Raw genomic sequence first — 14422 nt, 5'->3', positions numbered from 1 at the left:
AGCCCTGACGGATCCAGTGGACACACGTACACTGAATCGAGTGGGGAAGAGAACTCAGCGCACACAGGAGTTGGGTGAACTCGCAGAAATCGCGCTTCGCGAGCTGGCATCGGCCACGGGTGGTGTTCGCGCAGTTCACTCGGCCATTGCACGACGCACATTTGCCGCCGTGAAACTCGGCGTCGGGCCGGCCGCCGTGCCGACGCAGCTGATGCACGACGCGATCGCCGCCGGAACCTACGCGACCATCACAGCCGCCTGCACCGGCGCAGCCACAGCAGTCGGTGCACTGACCGGCAGTTCCGACGTGACCGGCGACGAGGTCACCGAGGACGATGCGCGGCCGTCACCGTCGCACACCACCCGCGGCGCTCAGACCATCGCCGTCCTGCACGGTCTCATCGGCGACGACATGGAGCGCAGTTCCCGGGTCCTCGCCTACCCGATGTCGATACGTGTCGACGGACGCCCGGTAGTTACCAAGTACCGCGCCCTGGCCACGGCGTTTCCCGACGCGGGAGCGCACCTCGTGGTGTTCCTGCACGGGCTCGTGGAGACCGAATCGGCATGGCGGCTCGGTGGGCGACCCACGTACGGGGAGCGCCTGGACTCAGAATCCGGAACGACCTCGATCTTTCTGCGCTACAACACCGGTCGTCGAATTGCCACCAACGGTGCCGACCTGTCGGACCTGTTGGAACAGCTCGTGCCGGCCTGGCCCGTCAGGGTTCACCGCATCACCCTGGTCGGTCATTCCATGGGCGGGCTGGTCTCGCGCAGCGCCGCACACCACTCTGCGGAGAACGGCCGCCGATGGGTGGAGCTGTTGACGGACGTATTCACCCTGGGCACACCACATCTGGGTGCGCCGCTTGCGCGCGGCGTTCACGTCGCCACGGCAGCGCTGGCAATAGCGCCCGAGACCCGTCCGTTCGCGAACCTGTTGGCGCGTCGAAGCGCCGGAGTCCGCGACCTGATTCACGGATCGATCACCGAGGACGAGGGACATGCCAGCTACGCCGACGGATTCGACGTCGGAGCGGCCGCGGACATCTCGGTTCCGGAGGGGGTGCGGCATCATCACGCGTCCGCCGTCATCACAGGAAACCCGCGACACCCGATCGGAATCTTCGTGGGCGACGGCCTGGTCCGTACCGACAGCGCCGGAGGGCGGAACAAGCTGCGTGACATAGGACTTCGTCCGGACGACGGTCTGGCGATCAACACCGCACACCACTTCACCCTCCTCAACGACGAGAGAGTGTACGAATGGATGCGACGCGCACTGGTCGGCCCGCCTTCCGAATCGGCCCCCTGACTGTCGATTTCGGCCTACTCGGTCCATCGATAGTCGAGGAACTTACCGTCGAACGTCACCACGACCCGATCTCCGTCATCGTGCGGTCGTCGTTCGATGTTCATCGTGAAGTTGATGGCGCTCATGATGCCGTCGCCGAATTCCTCGGCGATCAGTTCTTTGAGCGCAGGGCCGTACACCTGCAGCGCCTCGTGGAATCGGTAGACCGTGGGGTCCGAGGAGATGTCCAGCGACCCACGATAGGGAGCCAGGGTCAGCTCGAACAACGAACCGTCGGGCATGCCCAGTTTTTCGGCAAGGAGGTCGGCCTGGGCGAGGCTGAGGGGATGCTGTCCGTAGAGTGCCGACACCGTCCATGCCACCGGCATGTCGATGGCCTCGGCCACAGCGGCCCAACTCAATCCGGCTCGAGCTCGTGCAAGCCGAATCTCGCCGATCAATGGCTTACCTGAAAAATCGGTCAACAGCTCTCTCCTTCGTGGCCGTACTGCAGGCGCACACCGAGTGCGCCCCGAGTTCACAGTCTCAGCTCGATGATCCTGCCTCGCAACATCTGGTATCGATCACGCGAGCGCGGTCCGATCGCAGATATGGTGGTTGTTTCCGCCACGGCACAACGAAAGTACTGACGACATGACCCAACTCGGTCTCGGCCTTGCCGCCCTCGGACGCCCCGAGTACCTGACGGTCGGGCACTCCGATGCCGTCGACGGGCGATTCGATCCGGCAGCCCTCGAGCAGCTGTGCCACGCAGTACTCGACGCCGCATGGGACAGCGGAATCAGACACTTCGACGTCGCGCGCTCCTACGGCTTTGCCGAGCGCTTCCTCGGCAGCTGGTTGTCGCGACACCCTTCTCGGCGAGACGAGCTGGTGATCGGCTCCAAATGGGGATACGCGTACGTCGCCGATTTCCAGCGGGGTGCCGAGGTGCACGAAGTGAAAGAGCACTCGGTTGCCCGCTTGGCCGAGCAGTGGCCGCAGACTCTGCGCGACCTCGGCGGTGCACCGGACCACTACCTGATCCACAGCGTCACCCCGGACAGTCCAGCCCTGAGCGACACTGCCCTGCTCGACGACCTACGTGCCCTAGCCGAGAGTGGTACCCGAATCGGCATCAGCACCAGCGGGCCACATCAAGCCGACGTGGTGCATGCAGCGCTGGAGATCGGGGTGTTCAGCTCGGTGCAGTCGACGTGGAACCCCCTCGAGCCGTCCGTCGGCCCGGCGTTGGCACGAGCACACGAAGCCGGCTGGTTCGTCGTCGTCAAAGAGGCCATGGCCAACGGCCGACTGGTGGCCGAAGATTCTGCACTCGCCCGCGTCGCGGACTCCGCCGGAATCGGCCGCGACGCACTGGCGCTGGCACGTGCACTCGCCCAACCCTGGGCCGATGTCGTGCTCTCCGGCGCGGCCACAGCGGCACAACTCGAGCAGAATGTCGCTGCTCTGTCGATCGACCGCGAACTGATCGCAGCGAGCGATCCGGATCTTGCAGAATCGCCAGAGATGTACTGGGACAACCGCTCTCGACTGGACTGGACGTGATCGGTTCTGGCACGAGCTGATCGTCCGCTGAATACTCGGATCCACGCCGATGTTCGCGGAGGCCGTCTCTGCGACCGACCACCTCGGATCGGCTCCTCCGTTTCGGATACCCGACTCCGATCGGCGTCGGGTTCACAAGAACGGGGAGCTGATTCGTGGCAGCTGAATGGGTAGGGCGGATCGAACCGTCGAACGCTCGCAAGCGGGTGCGATCACACCCGAGCTTGTCGAGCCGGTGTCGAGCAGCATTGCGGCGTTTGGGACGATTCGGGCATGACGACGAACCGGCAGACGCCCTCCGAACATGGTGACAAGGAGCAGGATCGACCCGGACTCGATGACGTTGTCAGGGGGCGGCCGCCGGCGACGGAATTGGCGGCCAACGTCGTTCGCGGCGGTCTGATCGGTCTGGCGGAAACGGTTCCCGGGGTCTCCGGCGGCACGGTCGCCCTGGTCACCGGGATCTACACCAGGGCTATCGCGTCGGCGAAGCATCTGACGGACATCCCCAAGGCCGTGCTCACGCGGTCCGACGTGCGTGCCGCGGTCCGCCAGGTCGATTGGTGGCTGCTCGTCACGGTCGGCGTCGGCATGCTGTTGATGGTGTTCTCGGTGGCGGGGATCATGGCGGATTTCGTCACGGATCAGCCCGTCTACTCGAAGGCACTGTTCATGGGCATGATCGCGATGTCGGTGGCGATCCCGTTCATGGAGATCAGTCGTGGAGCTTTCCCCACCATCAGGTCCCGACTGTCCGCCGTGGTTCTGTTCGTCGTTCTCGCTGTCGCGGTCGTCGTTCTCACGTCGCTACCCGGGGTCGAGGCGTCGAATCCGTCGTTGATTCTGGTGTTCTTCGCCGCGACGATCGCAATATGTGCGCTCGTGCTGCCAGGCGAATCGGGGTCGTTCTTTCTGCTGGTCATCGGCCTGTATGCGCCGACGCTCACGGCCGTCGACGAGCGGAACCTGACGTACCTGGCCGTGTTCGCCCTGGGTGCTCTGGTGGGGTTGGTCAGCTTCGTTCGAGTGCTCGAACGGTTGCTGGCGAACTACCACGACCTGGCGATGGTCGCCGCTGCCGGCCTGCTGCTGGGGTCGTTGCGTGCACTGTGGCCGTGGCAGGGCGAGAACAGAGAACTACTGGCCGTCGGCGACGAATGGCTCGCCGCCGTGGGCCTCTTCGCCGTCGGAGTTGCGGTCGTGGCTGTGGTCGCCATCATTCAGCATCGACTGGCAACCACGCGTACGCCCTGACCGAAACCGGCAGGCATTGCCGGCCATCCACGCATTTCGTCGGAATCCGCACCTCCTACAGGCACCGTGAATTCCCACGAGGGGCGTATGTGCGCGCGAGCCGTCCGCACCGGCCACCACAGACAAAAACTCCGACCCCAGCAGCGGGATCGGAGCAGTGGAGCCTCCCAACGGGATCGAACCGTTGACCGCTCGCTCACAAGTATGTTGCGAGACAACCGGATACGTCCGCATGGAACCACCACAGAGGCTCTGACCTGTGTCAATCGTCCAGGCAGCACCACCCGAATCCAGGTCCGTTCGTACCGACATGTGACACGCTCGTGACACCGAAGAGCAAGGCATCAGCGACCCCACCCCGCACGCAACTACCGACTCACCCATCGTCAACGTGCCATTAGTGCGAAGGTCAAATCGTCAGGAGGAGCAATGCGCATCGGAGAGCTGGCGAGCACGACAGGCGTCCCGCCGAGAATTCTTCGCTACTACCAAGAACAGGGCCTGATCAGCCCGCGTCGACTCGACAACGGGTACCGAGAATACGACGAGTGTTTGATAGACCGGGTAAAGAAAATTCGCGAACTCATCGACACCCCGGCACCGACCTCAGGAAATGGCGAGTCGCAGACTGCCCAGAACACTTCTGTGGCGGCTTCGGACGATCCTCAGCGTCGTTTTCCGGCGTTACCAATCCTCAGGACCGACGCTCGACACGGATGCAGCCGCGCTCTCGACGTTGCTCAGCGCGCGCAGACCCAATTCGATGGTGTTGGCCGAAAAAGGAATGGTAAGGGCAACTGCAGCAACGATTTCCGAATCTGTAGCGCCATAGCGTCGGGCATTGTCGATGTGAAGCTTCGCACCGGCACCGTACAAGTGGGTGGTCGAGAGATCGGCAACCACCAACGTCAATTCGCGCCACTTCGGTGCGAGCCCGTCCTTTCGCCACAGCACCTTTCCCATCGAGCGATAGGCAGAAAACAGGCGTGGAGTGTGCGTGCTCATCATCCCGTGTACACCGGGAAATGGGGCCTCGAATGCGTCCCAATACCCTCCGCTCGTCGATTCTGGAACACCGTAGTCCTCTGGGTCGAAGGCGAGCGGTAAGCCGATAGCGAGGCTGTGCGTGGAAATCATCGAAAGAAGCTCGAGGACATCGAGTATCTCGCGTCGACTCGCTCCGAGTTGGAGTGCTCTCCGAATTCGCTCGTCGACCCCGTGCTGGTCAAGCACTGTCATCGATGCGTCGTGGGCCAGCAGCAGAAGCTCGCGAATGTGAGGATCGAGCTCAGCGGCCGAGAACGCAGCGTCCAGGTACTCGGCATAGGCCTCGGCGAATACGAGGTCCAGTTCGATCAGCAGTTCCCATTGCCGACTGACGCTCCCGTACACCCGTTCGACTTTGCCGCGGACATCGTCGGCGCTCACAGTGCAGTGACCGGGAGCGGAAGGCCGGTGTGAATGGCAGGGATCGATACGACGGTTCCGCCTTTTGCGATGGTCACGATCATCTGGTCGAGCGCTGCGCCTGCGAAGCACACGCTGGTCACGAGCACGCGGTTGCCGAACAGAATTTCATGACAGATCTCGCCTTGATCATCAACGGCCACAACGTTGTCGCCGGAGCTGCCGGCGATCCAGAGCCAACCGGCGGAATCGACTGCCATGCCGTCCGGGCGGCCTCGCTCAAGGGTAACGGCCCATCCGTCCGGCGTGCATCCTTTCTCGGTGACGTCGTAACGGCGAACGGAGTCGGTTGCCGTTTCGGCGACGTACAACTTGCCACGGGTGCTGTCGAAAGCCAGGCCATTGGGAAACATGAGTCCATCGAACTGCGTTTCGAGATCGCCGGTCTTCGGATCGTATGCGTGCAGCCGCCCGGGCTTGACCTCGCCGATTGCATGCTCGGCGGTGTCGGTGAACCACAGTCGACCATCAGGACCGATAACGCAGTCGCTGGGCGCAGACACCGTTCCCGACAGTTCGACGCTCAGAGTGCCGTTTGCCCATCGCTGCAGCGAAGGCGCGGCCGGGAGTTTCGAGCGCGAAGGCATCGCAGTTCCGCCGTTCTGGGTGATCCACAATTCACCGCTGGGGCCAAGGGCGAGTCCGTTCGGACCACCTCCGGTTTCGCACAACAGTGTGGGCCCGGATCCATCCAAGGGAACCTGATAGACGTGACCGCGATTGATGCTGGTCACCGCAATCGAGGTGTCGTCGATCTTGACCGGTCCTTCGGTGAATCCGACACCGCTTGCGAGCACAATCGCGCCGTCGGGAAGTTCGAGCGACGCTGGCGCTTCCTGCATCGTCATCGGGTCCTACTTTCCTTGGGGTCGGTGCCAACCTGGTCGCGCTCGAACCGGACGGCCGTGTGGCCGTCTATGTCCACGAATGCAGCGCGGACATGCATGCCTATCGTCAGTTCCGTGTTGTCCAATCCGACGATGTTGGTGATGAGTTTGGTTCCTTCGTCGAGCTCGACCACGGCCACGTTGTACGGCAGCGGACCGAAATTCGGAAAGTACATTTTGTGAAATACACCGAAAGTCCAGATCGCTCCTCTCCCTGTCGATTCGATCCACTCGAATGAACCGAAAGCCCCGCAACTGCTACAGGCCGCCCGAGGGGGAAACTGGGTCACCCCGCACCCGAAGCAACGAGTGGTCATCAGTTCGTGCCGATCGAGAGCCTCGAAGTACGGTTTCAGCAGTTTGGATGCCGGAGTGAAAGGCACTGTTGGAGAATTCATTCTAATAATCCGATCCGTAGATTATCGAGGAAACGACCGGCGAGGGGCAGACGTACTGGATGATCGAGGTCCGTTCCAATTGACGCGCACCGCACGTCCGCCGTATTTGACGCACTGCCTCGACCGTGAGTCCCCATCCCTGCATATAACTTTCGGAGAGATGGCCGCCGCTGGTGTTGAGAGGTAGCTCGCCTCCGATACCGATTCGGCCGCCCTGGATGTAATCGCCACCTTCGCCCTGTTCGCAGAATCCAAGCCCTTCGAGCGCGAACAACACATTGGGGCTGAAGTTGTCGTACACCATCAATGCATCCACGTCGGTGCGCTTCACATCCGCCATGCGGTAGGTGCGCTCCCCGACGGCTCGGGTGGCATCACACCAATTGTCCCCGGGAGGGAAGTCGGAATTGATCAGCTGCCCTTGCTGTCCATAACCCAGGACATAAGCGGGTGGGTTCGGGTAGTCGGCGGCTTCGTCTGCGGCGCACATGATCAAGGCCACGCCGCCGTCGTTGATGAGGCAATAGTCCATGACGTGCAGGGGTTCGACGATATAGCGGGAATTGTGGTACTCGTCGAGACTGAGCGGCCTCCGCATGACGGCATTCTCGTTCAGTGAGGCATTGTGACGGAATGTCATCGCCACTGTCGCCAGCTGATCGTCGGTGGTGCCGTACAAGTATTTGTGACGCTGGTACATCATGGAGTAGAACGCGCCGGGGGATGTGAAGCCGTACGGGGCAGTCAGATCCGCAGACGTTCCGTAAGCTTCGCCGACAACGCCTCCGTAGGTGGCACCTGCCGACCGCCCGTTGTTGCCGTACACCAACGCAACACGCCTGCACAGACCGGTAGAAATCGCCATGGCTGCCATCTCGATCGACGTGCCGGACATCCTTCCCTCGGATGGGAGTTGAGCCATCCAGCTGGGCTGGATGCCGAGATTGGCGGCGACAGCCTCGTATGAACTCACGCGGTTCACTATGAGTCCATCGATGTCCTTGACCGTCAACGCTGCATCACTGAGCGCTTCGTACAGAGCCCAGCTGCCGAGGTCGTCGGCGGAGTATCCGGGTAGTTTGCCGAAGGGCGTGGTGCCGACGCCAACGATGGCGCTTGTTCCCTTCGGTCCGTTGGCTGATGTCATTTTTCTCGCATCTCTTCTCTCGTAGTCGACCGGACCGACCAAGTGATCACGGAGCTCAGTAAAAATATTATATATAATAATCCCCAGGAGCGTAACCTTTCGAAGCCTGCGGCGAAGCTTTGAGCGATGATCCCTCCTTTTGTATAGAATGCCTCCTGAGCGCGCTTTCGATGGCGCAAGCCCGAAGAATGTGTCGCCGGAGCGCCGAGGAGGCCGAGTGTGAACAGCGAGAAAGTGTCGCCCGCCGCAGCGCAGGTGGGTGGGAGGAAGCAACTCTCCGCCGAGGTCGAGGCCTTCGTGCGCGAGGAGATCATGACCGGGAAATTCGAGGCCGGCCGGTACATTCGAACGGAGACTCTGGCGGCGCACTTGGGTGTCAGTCAAACGCCGGTCAGAGAAGGGCTGCAGGCGCTGCGAGGTCAAGGTTTCCTTCGCCTCGAACCACGGAAGGGCTTCAGGGTATTGGAGCTGCGCCGGTCCGACATCGACGACATCTTCGGCGTGCAAGCGGATCTCGCCGCCGAGCTCGCCAGGCGTGCCGCGACGCGTCTGAGCTGGGAGCAGGTGAACGAACTCGCGCGGGTACACGACGAGCTCGTGGTCGCCGTCGACGCTAGCGACGGGGTCGCAGTGCAACGGCTCAACAGCGACTTCCATCGCCTCATCAACCACAGTGCCGACTCGCCGAAGATCGCCATGCTGCTCGCTGTCGCTCTGTCCTACGTCCCCAACAGGTTCTACGAGACGACCGGACTGTACCCACCGACCGACGAGCGGACCGAAATCCTCGAGGCGATGAAGACCAGGGACCCCGAGCGGGCAGCGGCCGCGATGCGCGTCCACATCGAGCGCTCGGGCGTGGTTCTCCAGAAATTTCTGGACGACAAGGGAATTCTCGGCAGCTGACTTCATGCCGTCTCGGGCGGCCCGATGGTTGTCGACTCGATATGTGACTCGAGCTTCTCAAGGCATTCGGTGCGGTCGAGCGTCGGTGAACTACACAACAGCAAGTCGTTGCCGCTCGGTCCGCCCACCACACAAGCAAGGCAGAGCTGTTGAGTCGGAACACGTTCGAGTAACGTTCCGGCCGCGGTGACGCGTTGGGCTGCATTGCCGAAGACATCGGACACCCAGATACACCCCCACCCGTCCAGGCCGATGCCGTCGGGAGCGAACCCGAGCGGAAGACGCACCCTATCGATCAAAGTCCCGTCGGGCGCAATATCGAACCTGCTCAGTTGCGAACCGAACGACTCGGCGACGAACAGCTGTCGGGTTCGATCATCGATGACGATTCCGTTCGAGAATGCGATTCCGGACGCCGCTTCTCGGTAGCTCCCGTCCAGGTCCACCACGAACACTCGACTGAGGACTGGACATTCGAAGGTGCCTGCCGATACCCGTGCGATGTCGTCGGGGCCGGAGAGATGGTCGTGGGGATCGAATCCTGTTTCGCCGACGTAGCAGCGTCCGGAAGCGTCGACCACCATATCGTTCAGCGTGGTCGGCACGGTGGCCGACAGGTCCGCGTGGATAGCCCAGCCGTCGTTCTCGCGCCGAAGGATCTGCCGTTGCTCCATCATCACCACCAGAAGTCGACCGTCCGGGAGCCAGTCGATCCCACCGGGTGATCCGGGCACCTCGATGACCGTGTGGACACCAGTTCGCACGTCCGCGACAACGATTTGTTCGAGATGCATGTCGACGAACCAGAGTCGGTCTTCGTGCCATCGTGGACACTCGGTGAAGGCGAACCCGCTCACGACGGTGGTGGATGTTGTCGGTGTGTTCACTGTGCGCTACTCCTTTTGTCGGTTGTCGCCGGTACTGCCGAGACCTGTCGGGCAGCGGGCTGCCTGCGGCGGCTCAGCAGGGCGGTGAGGAATGCACCCACGACTCCGAACGCGGCGAATACGAAGAAGCTCGTGGATGTGCTGCTGCCGCTGGCGATCAGAAATCCGATCAGTGTCGGACCGCCCAACGCGCCGATTCTGCCTGCGATCGAGATCCAGGACAATGCTGCGACGCGTGTGGAGTGCGGGTAGTCGGTGGCAACGAATCCTGGCAACAGGAGTTGTGCACCAAGGGTTCCCGCGCCAGCGATGAACACCAAGCAATACACGATCAGAATGGGCATGGGAATCGACAACGCCAGAATGCTGGCCGACGCGGCCAGAAAAACACTGATTATCACGATGCCCGGGCCGGAGATGTCGGCACGTTTTGCGAGCAGGGGTGGCATCACCGCTGCGCCGAGGTTCAGTGCGATGAGAAAGGTGAGGGCGGAACCGAGTTCGTACCCGTTGGCGCGCATCAGTTGCGGAAGCCAGGTGTTCAGTCCATAGGTCAGGATCAGACCCGCTGCACTGACCGCGCCGAACAAGGCGGTACGCAGTCGGACGGTACGGGTGAACAAGCCTGACACCACCGTCGATATGGGCTTGGTTGCGCCGGAGTCGAATTCGCGACTCACGCCGAGAGCTACGTCACCTTTCGGTAGGCGAGCAATCATCAGCGGAACGATCGTCAGCAACGGCAACCCTCCGAGTGCGAACAGGAATCGGGCACCGAGGGGTTCGAGAACGAAATAGCCGATCAGTGCGGCGATGACACCGCCGACAGGGTAGCCGGACCACGCGATCGCACTGTAGCGGTTACCTTTTCCTACAGGCGCGCACTGCACGGCCAGTGCGGCAACCAACGGTACGAACGCCCCTACTCCGAGTCCTACGAAGAATCGCATTCCGCCGAGGACCTGCGCATTCGGTGCGATGGACGATGCAAGCATCCAGATCGAAAACCACACGCAGGAGACGATGGTGAGCCTGCGTCGCCCGAGCATGTCGGACAGAGTGCCCGAGATGATGGATCCGATCAGCATCCCGATCACGGTCATGGTGCCGATCAGTCCGGCCTGTGTCGGGCCGATGTTCCATTCGTCGGATGCAATCAGCTGGGGTAGGACCGTTCCGTACACGACCAGGTCGTAACCCTCGAACGCGAGCCCTAGAAAGCAGATCGCCAGTATTGTCTGCCGTTGTCCACGATTCGTCATGCGATACCGTCCGCTTCGCCGGATTCGATCCGAACACGCCTGGAGTTTGCCCGTGCCGCGGACACCGGCGACGCGGTGAGGTCGTCGTCCAAATGCGAGGGGCGGCCCCCGAGTACCGATATGCATCCGAGGGCGATCACCGACAAAAACGCGATGTACCAGGCAACCGAGGTATTCGATCCGGTTACTCCGAGCAAATACTGCGCCACGAATGGGGCGGTTCCAGCGATAGCAGCGGCTGGAATAGCCTGAGACAGCGCAGTTCCGGTGTATCGCGACAGTGCTGGGAACTGTCCCGCATACAACGCGAACTGTGGTGCATTGACCGGTGCCATAGTGAAGCAGAGGTACACCGACATCGCGACGAACACGCCGATCGGGCCGGCCTCGAACAGCAGGAAGAATGGATACACGAAGACGATCGAGAACGTCAGGCCGAACAGGACAACAGTGCGGGCGCTGGATCTGTCGGCCAGCCAGCCCGCAAAGGGAACGGCGATCGTATAGAGCAGAGCAGCCACGATCAGGGCATTGAGAATCGAGTTTCTGTCGTAACCCAGTGAGCCCGTTGCGTATCCCACGCTGTAGGTGAAGACGGTGTAATAGACGACACCACCGGCTCCGGTGATCCCTGTGGCCAACAGTATTGGCTGCCAATATCGAACGAAGGTGGCGGAGAGGCTCAGGCGGGGCTGCTGTACCGAATCGGTGTTGGACGCGATGAACTGTGGGCTGTCGCTGATGGACCGGCGGAGCCAGAACGACAGACCGAACAGAACGGCACTGAGAAGAAACGGTATGCGCCATCCCCAGTCGAGAAATGCATCGCCGGATATGTGGGAGAAGAACGAGGTTGCAACCGATGACAGGATGAGCCCGAGAGCGCCCATGTGGACGATGCTTCCAAGAAGGTTGCGCGTGGACTTGCCCGAATGCTCGACGAGAAGCAAAGCAACACCTGCCACTTCGCCACCGAGAGCAAAACCCTGAATGAACCGCAGCGTCACCAGGATCAGTGGTGCAGCGATGCCGATGCTCTCGAAACTGGGTATCAGACCGATGGCGACGGTGGCACCGCCCATCATCAGGAGTGTGAGCATGACGGTCTTCTTTCGGCCCACACGGTCCCCGATCCGGCCGAGCACAATGCTGCCGATCGGACGCGCAACAAAGCCGACCGCGAAGGTTGCGAATGCCGCGAGCGTGCCTGTCGCGGGGCTGTAAGACGGAAAGAAGACCTGGTTGAACACGAGCGCGGCCATGGTTCCGTACAGCATGAAGTCGTAGAACTCGATCGTACTTGTTGCTAACCCGGCTACGACCAGTCGACGTCGGTCTGCTGTCGTGGCGGGCGGATTCGGTGGCTGTGATCCCATAGGAGGTCCCCTTGAGCAGGATGGTTCGTGGCAGATGATGCTCGGCTGGCCGAGGTCGAGGAGGGCAGCGGTCCGGAGGTGAATGCCGCTTCGGAGCTACGATTCTATATAGTGGTGTGTATCACTATGCTTGTCAAGCACTGCTTTGAGCGGGACTGGATGAGGTTTATGTCCAAAATGACCTCGCAACTGGTTTTATTATATAGAATCGCTGAGTATGGGAGCCAAGAAGTTTCCCGCAGATTTCCGATGGCCCGGCACGACGCCTCCCGCGCGTGATCCGTTGACCGATCTCTTCAGAAAGATGACGACTATGAACACCGGACACGTCAGCGAGGCGCTGACTCCGTACGAGCTCACGAGGTCGGCGACCCTTCCTGCAGTGCTTGACGCGTATGCGGGGGCGTACCCCGGTCGCACACTGTTGGTGACCAAGGACCGAACCATGACCGCTGCCGAATTCGCCGAGAGCGTCCGCAGCCTGGCCGCGTCGTTCCACGCTTTGGGATTGCCGAGGGGTTCGGCGGTGGGCATCTTGATGCCCAACGGCTGGAAGATGACGGCGGCGATGCTGGCCTTGAATTATGCAGGGCTCGTTGCTGCGCCACTGAACACCTGGTACAAAACCGCGGAGCTCGCGACAGCGCGTCGGAAGGCGAAGTTGACGGCGATCGTGGCGTCACCCGAGTTCTACGGCACCGACTATCGCGGGATGTTGGCCGATGCCGACCTACTCGAAGCCGATGTTTCCCACGGCTGGCTCGGAACATTCTTCTGGACGAAGGGTGAGTTGCCCGACGGGTTCGAGCAGCTCCCGCGCCTGACTCCGGAACATTCGACGCTGGTGTCACCCGGTGATGTATCGATGTACGTGTTCACCAGCGGCAGCAGTGCTGAGCCGAAAGTTGTCGTCGTCAATCATGACGGCCTGGTTGCCAATCCGTATCAGATGGGCCGCCGGTGGACGTTGACGCCCGAAGACAAGATCTGGTTCGCGGCTCCGATGTTCTTCGGGTTCGGATGTGTCAATGCACTGCCGGTGGCGCTGACACACGGAGTGCCGTTGTGTCTGGAGGAGCGGTTCGATGCCGCGGCATCGGCACAGTTCATCGAAGACCACAAATGTACCGTGTACTACGGGCTGGGGCCGATGACCAGGGCCCTCGTCGCCGCGGACGCTCACAACAAATTCGATATCTCTTCGTTGCGGACCGGGCCGGTGGGGTTCAGTGCGGAGGACAAGCGCCTTGCAGTCGAAACTCTGGGCGTCACAGGCGCTTCCAGCGTGTACGGACTCACAGAGTCGTACGGGAACTGCAACGTCACCGAGCCCGGCGATCCTCTGGATGTCGTTCTGCACACTCAGGGCACGATCAACTCCACACACAAGATTCGCTGCATCGATCCCGTGACCGACATGGAGGTGGTGCCGGGTGACTCGCAGCTACTGGGCGAGATCCAACTGTCAGGATGTGTCACGCCAGGCTACCTCGACGACGACGTCGCCAATTCTTCGTCGTTCTCGGCGGACGGGTGGTTCAGAACCGGTGATCTGGGTTGGATCGACAACGATGGTCGCCTGCACTTCGCCGGGAGACTGAAAGAAGTCCTCAAGATCAACGGGATCACCATTTCCCCCGCCGAGGTGGAGGGGTTCGTCGAGAGCCACCCATGGGTCGACGAAGCCTACGCGTTCGGCTGGACCCTGGAGTCGGACAGCGAACAAACCCTCTGCTGCGCAGTCGTTCTGAGCGGGAAAGCTGGAGACTCGGAGGGCGCAGAATCGATGTTGCGGTCTTGGTTGCGCGAACGCGTTTCGTCCTACAAGGTGCCAGGGCTCTTCGTGGTGATGGCACCCGGCGAGGTGCCGTTGACGGCGACCGGCAAGGTGAGCAAACGGTTGATCGGAGAGCGCCATGTCGACAGTCGACAGACCGCCGACCAGTCGCGCTGACATCTGCCTCCCAGCGAG

The 14422-nt window shown here is 61.7% G+C and carries 14 protein-coding genes and 1 pseudogene; 7 read left to right on the top strand and 8 right to left on the bottom strand.

Annotation, left to right across the window (positions count from 1 at the left end; all coding sequences use genetic code 11):
- The first annotated feature begins 40 nt into the window (after positions 1–40).
- Positions 41–1318, top strand: coding sequence for a triacylglycerol lipase (locus CH249_RS20145; protein WP_143544563.1), 1278 nt, complete (start codon positions 41–43; stop codon positions 1316–1318).
- Positions 1319–1332: 14 nt separating this feature from the next.
- Here CH249_RS20145 and cynS read toward each other — a convergent pair whose 3' ends face one another.
- Positions 1333–1785 (bottom strand): cyanase, encoded by a 453-nt coding sequence (gene cynS / locus CH249_RS20140; protein WP_371828373.1) that lies wholly within the window; start codon positions 1783–1785, stop codon positions 1333–1335.
- Between the two features lie 166 nt (positions 1786–1951).
- Here cynS and CH249_RS20135 point away from each other — a divergent pair, with 166 nt between their 5' ends.
- The 3 genes and pseudogenes from CH249_RS20135 to CH249_RS20125 all read left to right on the top strand — a co-directional run.
- Positions 1952–2866 carry an aldo/keto reductase gene (locus CH249_RS20135; RefSeq protein WP_094648495.1) on the top strand — a complete coding sequence of 305 codons (915 nt, stop codon included), beginning with the start codon at positions 1952–1954 and terminating at the stop codon, positions 2864–2866.
- Between the two features lie 273 nt (positions 2867–3139).
- On the top strand, positions 3140–4120 hold the full coding sequence (locus CH249_RS20130) for a DUF368 domain-containing protein (RefSeq protein WP_094683601.1): 981 nt from the start codon (positions 3140–3142) through the stop codon (positions 4118–4120).
- Positions 4121–4549: 429 nt separating this feature from the next.
- Positions 4550–4699, top strand: a pseudogene (locus tag CH249_RS20125) (MerR family transcriptional regulator); the annotation flags it as partial.
- A gap of 105 nt (positions 4700–4804) precedes the next feature.
- Here CH249_RS20125 and CH249_RS28545 read toward each other — a convergent pair.
- A complete protein-coding gene (locus CH249_RS28545) occupies positions 4805–5257 on the bottom strand; it encodes a carboxymuconolactone decarboxylase family protein (RefSeq protein ID WP_256988388.1) in 453 nt (150 codons plus the stop codon).
- Here CH249_RS28545 and CH249_RS28540 point away from each other — a divergent pair.
- Positions 5243–5581, top strand: coding sequence for a hypothetical protein (locus tag CH249_RS28540; RefSeq protein WP_256988387.1), 339 nt, complete (start codon positions 5243–5245; stop codon positions 5579–5581). The genes CH249_RS28545 and CH249_RS28540 overlap by 15 nt on opposite strands.
- On the opposite strand, the gene CH249_RS20115 is transcribed toward CH249_RS28540, so the two are convergent.
- From CH249_RS20115 to CH249_RS20105, 3 genes are read right to left on the bottom strand one after another with little or no spacing between them, the layout of a single operon-like run.
- On the bottom strand, positions 5545–6435 hold the full coding sequence (locus CH249_RS20115) for an SMP-30/gluconolactonase/LRE family protein (protein WP_094648499.1): 891 nt from the start codon (positions 6433–6435) through the stop codon (positions 5545–5547). The two genes, CH249_RS28540 and CH249_RS20115, sit on opposite strands and share 37 nt — an antisense overlap.
- Complete coding sequence (locus tag CH249_RS20110) at positions 6432–6872, bottom strand: Zn-ribbon domain-containing OB-fold protein (protein ID WP_256988386.1); 441 nt, start codon at positions 6870–6872, stop codon at positions 6432–6434. Before CH249_RS20110 ends, CH249_RS20115 begins: the two co-directional genes overlap by 4 nt.
- A gap of 1 nt (position 6873) precedes the next feature.
- Complete coding sequence (locus tag CH249_RS20105) at positions 6874–8019, bottom strand: thiolase family protein (protein WP_094683600.1); 1146 nt, start codon at positions 8017–8019, stop codon at positions 6874–6876.
- Between the two features lie 219 nt (positions 8020–8238).
- Between CH249_RS20105 and CH249_RS20100 the strand changes: the two genes are divergently transcribed.
- The gene (locus CH249_RS20100; protein WP_256981296.1) at positions 8239–8925 is read left to right on the top strand and encodes a GntR family transcriptional regulator; all 687 of its coding nucleotides are present in this window, start codon (positions 8239–8241) and stop codon (positions 8923–8925) included.
- A gap of 2 nt (positions 8926–8927) precedes the next feature.
- On the opposite strand, the gene CH249_RS20095 is transcribed toward CH249_RS20100, so the two are convergent.
- Genes CH249_RS20095 through CH249_RS20085 form a run of 3 tightly spaced genes read right to left on the bottom strand, consistent with a single transcriptional unit; the run spans position 8928 to position 12450 of the window.
- Positions 8928–9812 (bottom strand): SMP-30/gluconolactonase/LRE family protein, encoded by an 885-nt coding sequence (locus tag CH249_RS20095; protein WP_094648501.1) that lies wholly within the window; start codon positions 9810–9812, stop codon positions 8928–8930.
- A complete protein-coding gene (locus tag CH249_RS20090; RefSeq protein ID WP_179272989.1) occupies positions 9809–11074 on the bottom strand; it encodes an MFS transporter in 1266 nt (421 codons plus the stop codon). Before CH249_RS20090 ends, CH249_RS20095 begins: the two co-directional genes overlap by 4 nt.
- A complete protein-coding gene (locus CH249_RS20085) occupies positions 11071–12450 on the bottom strand; it encodes an MFS transporter (RefSeq protein ID WP_094648503.1) in 1380 nt (459 codons plus the stop codon). The genes CH249_RS20090 and CH249_RS20085 overlap by 4 nt, the downstream gene beginning before the upstream one ends.
- Before the next feature lie 217 nt (positions 12451–12667).
- Here CH249_RS20085 and CH249_RS20075 point away from each other — a divergent pair, with 217 nt between their 5' ends.
- Positions 12668–14404, top strand: coding sequence for a class I adenylate-forming enzyme family protein (locus CH249_RS20075; RefSeq protein ID WP_256981297.1), 1737 nt, complete (start codon positions 12668–12670; stop codon positions 14402–14404).
- Positions 14405–14422: the final 18 nt, after the last annotated feature.

Source organism: Rhodococcus sp. 05-2255-3B1 (assembly GCF_002258545.1).
Classification (GTDB): domain Bacteria; phylum Actinomycetota; class Actinomycetes; order Mycobacteriales; family Mycobacteriaceae; genus Rhodococcoides.
The sequence above is the reverse complement of the archived record's forward strand: the minus strand, read 5'-3'. Positions and strand labels throughout refer to the sequence as shown.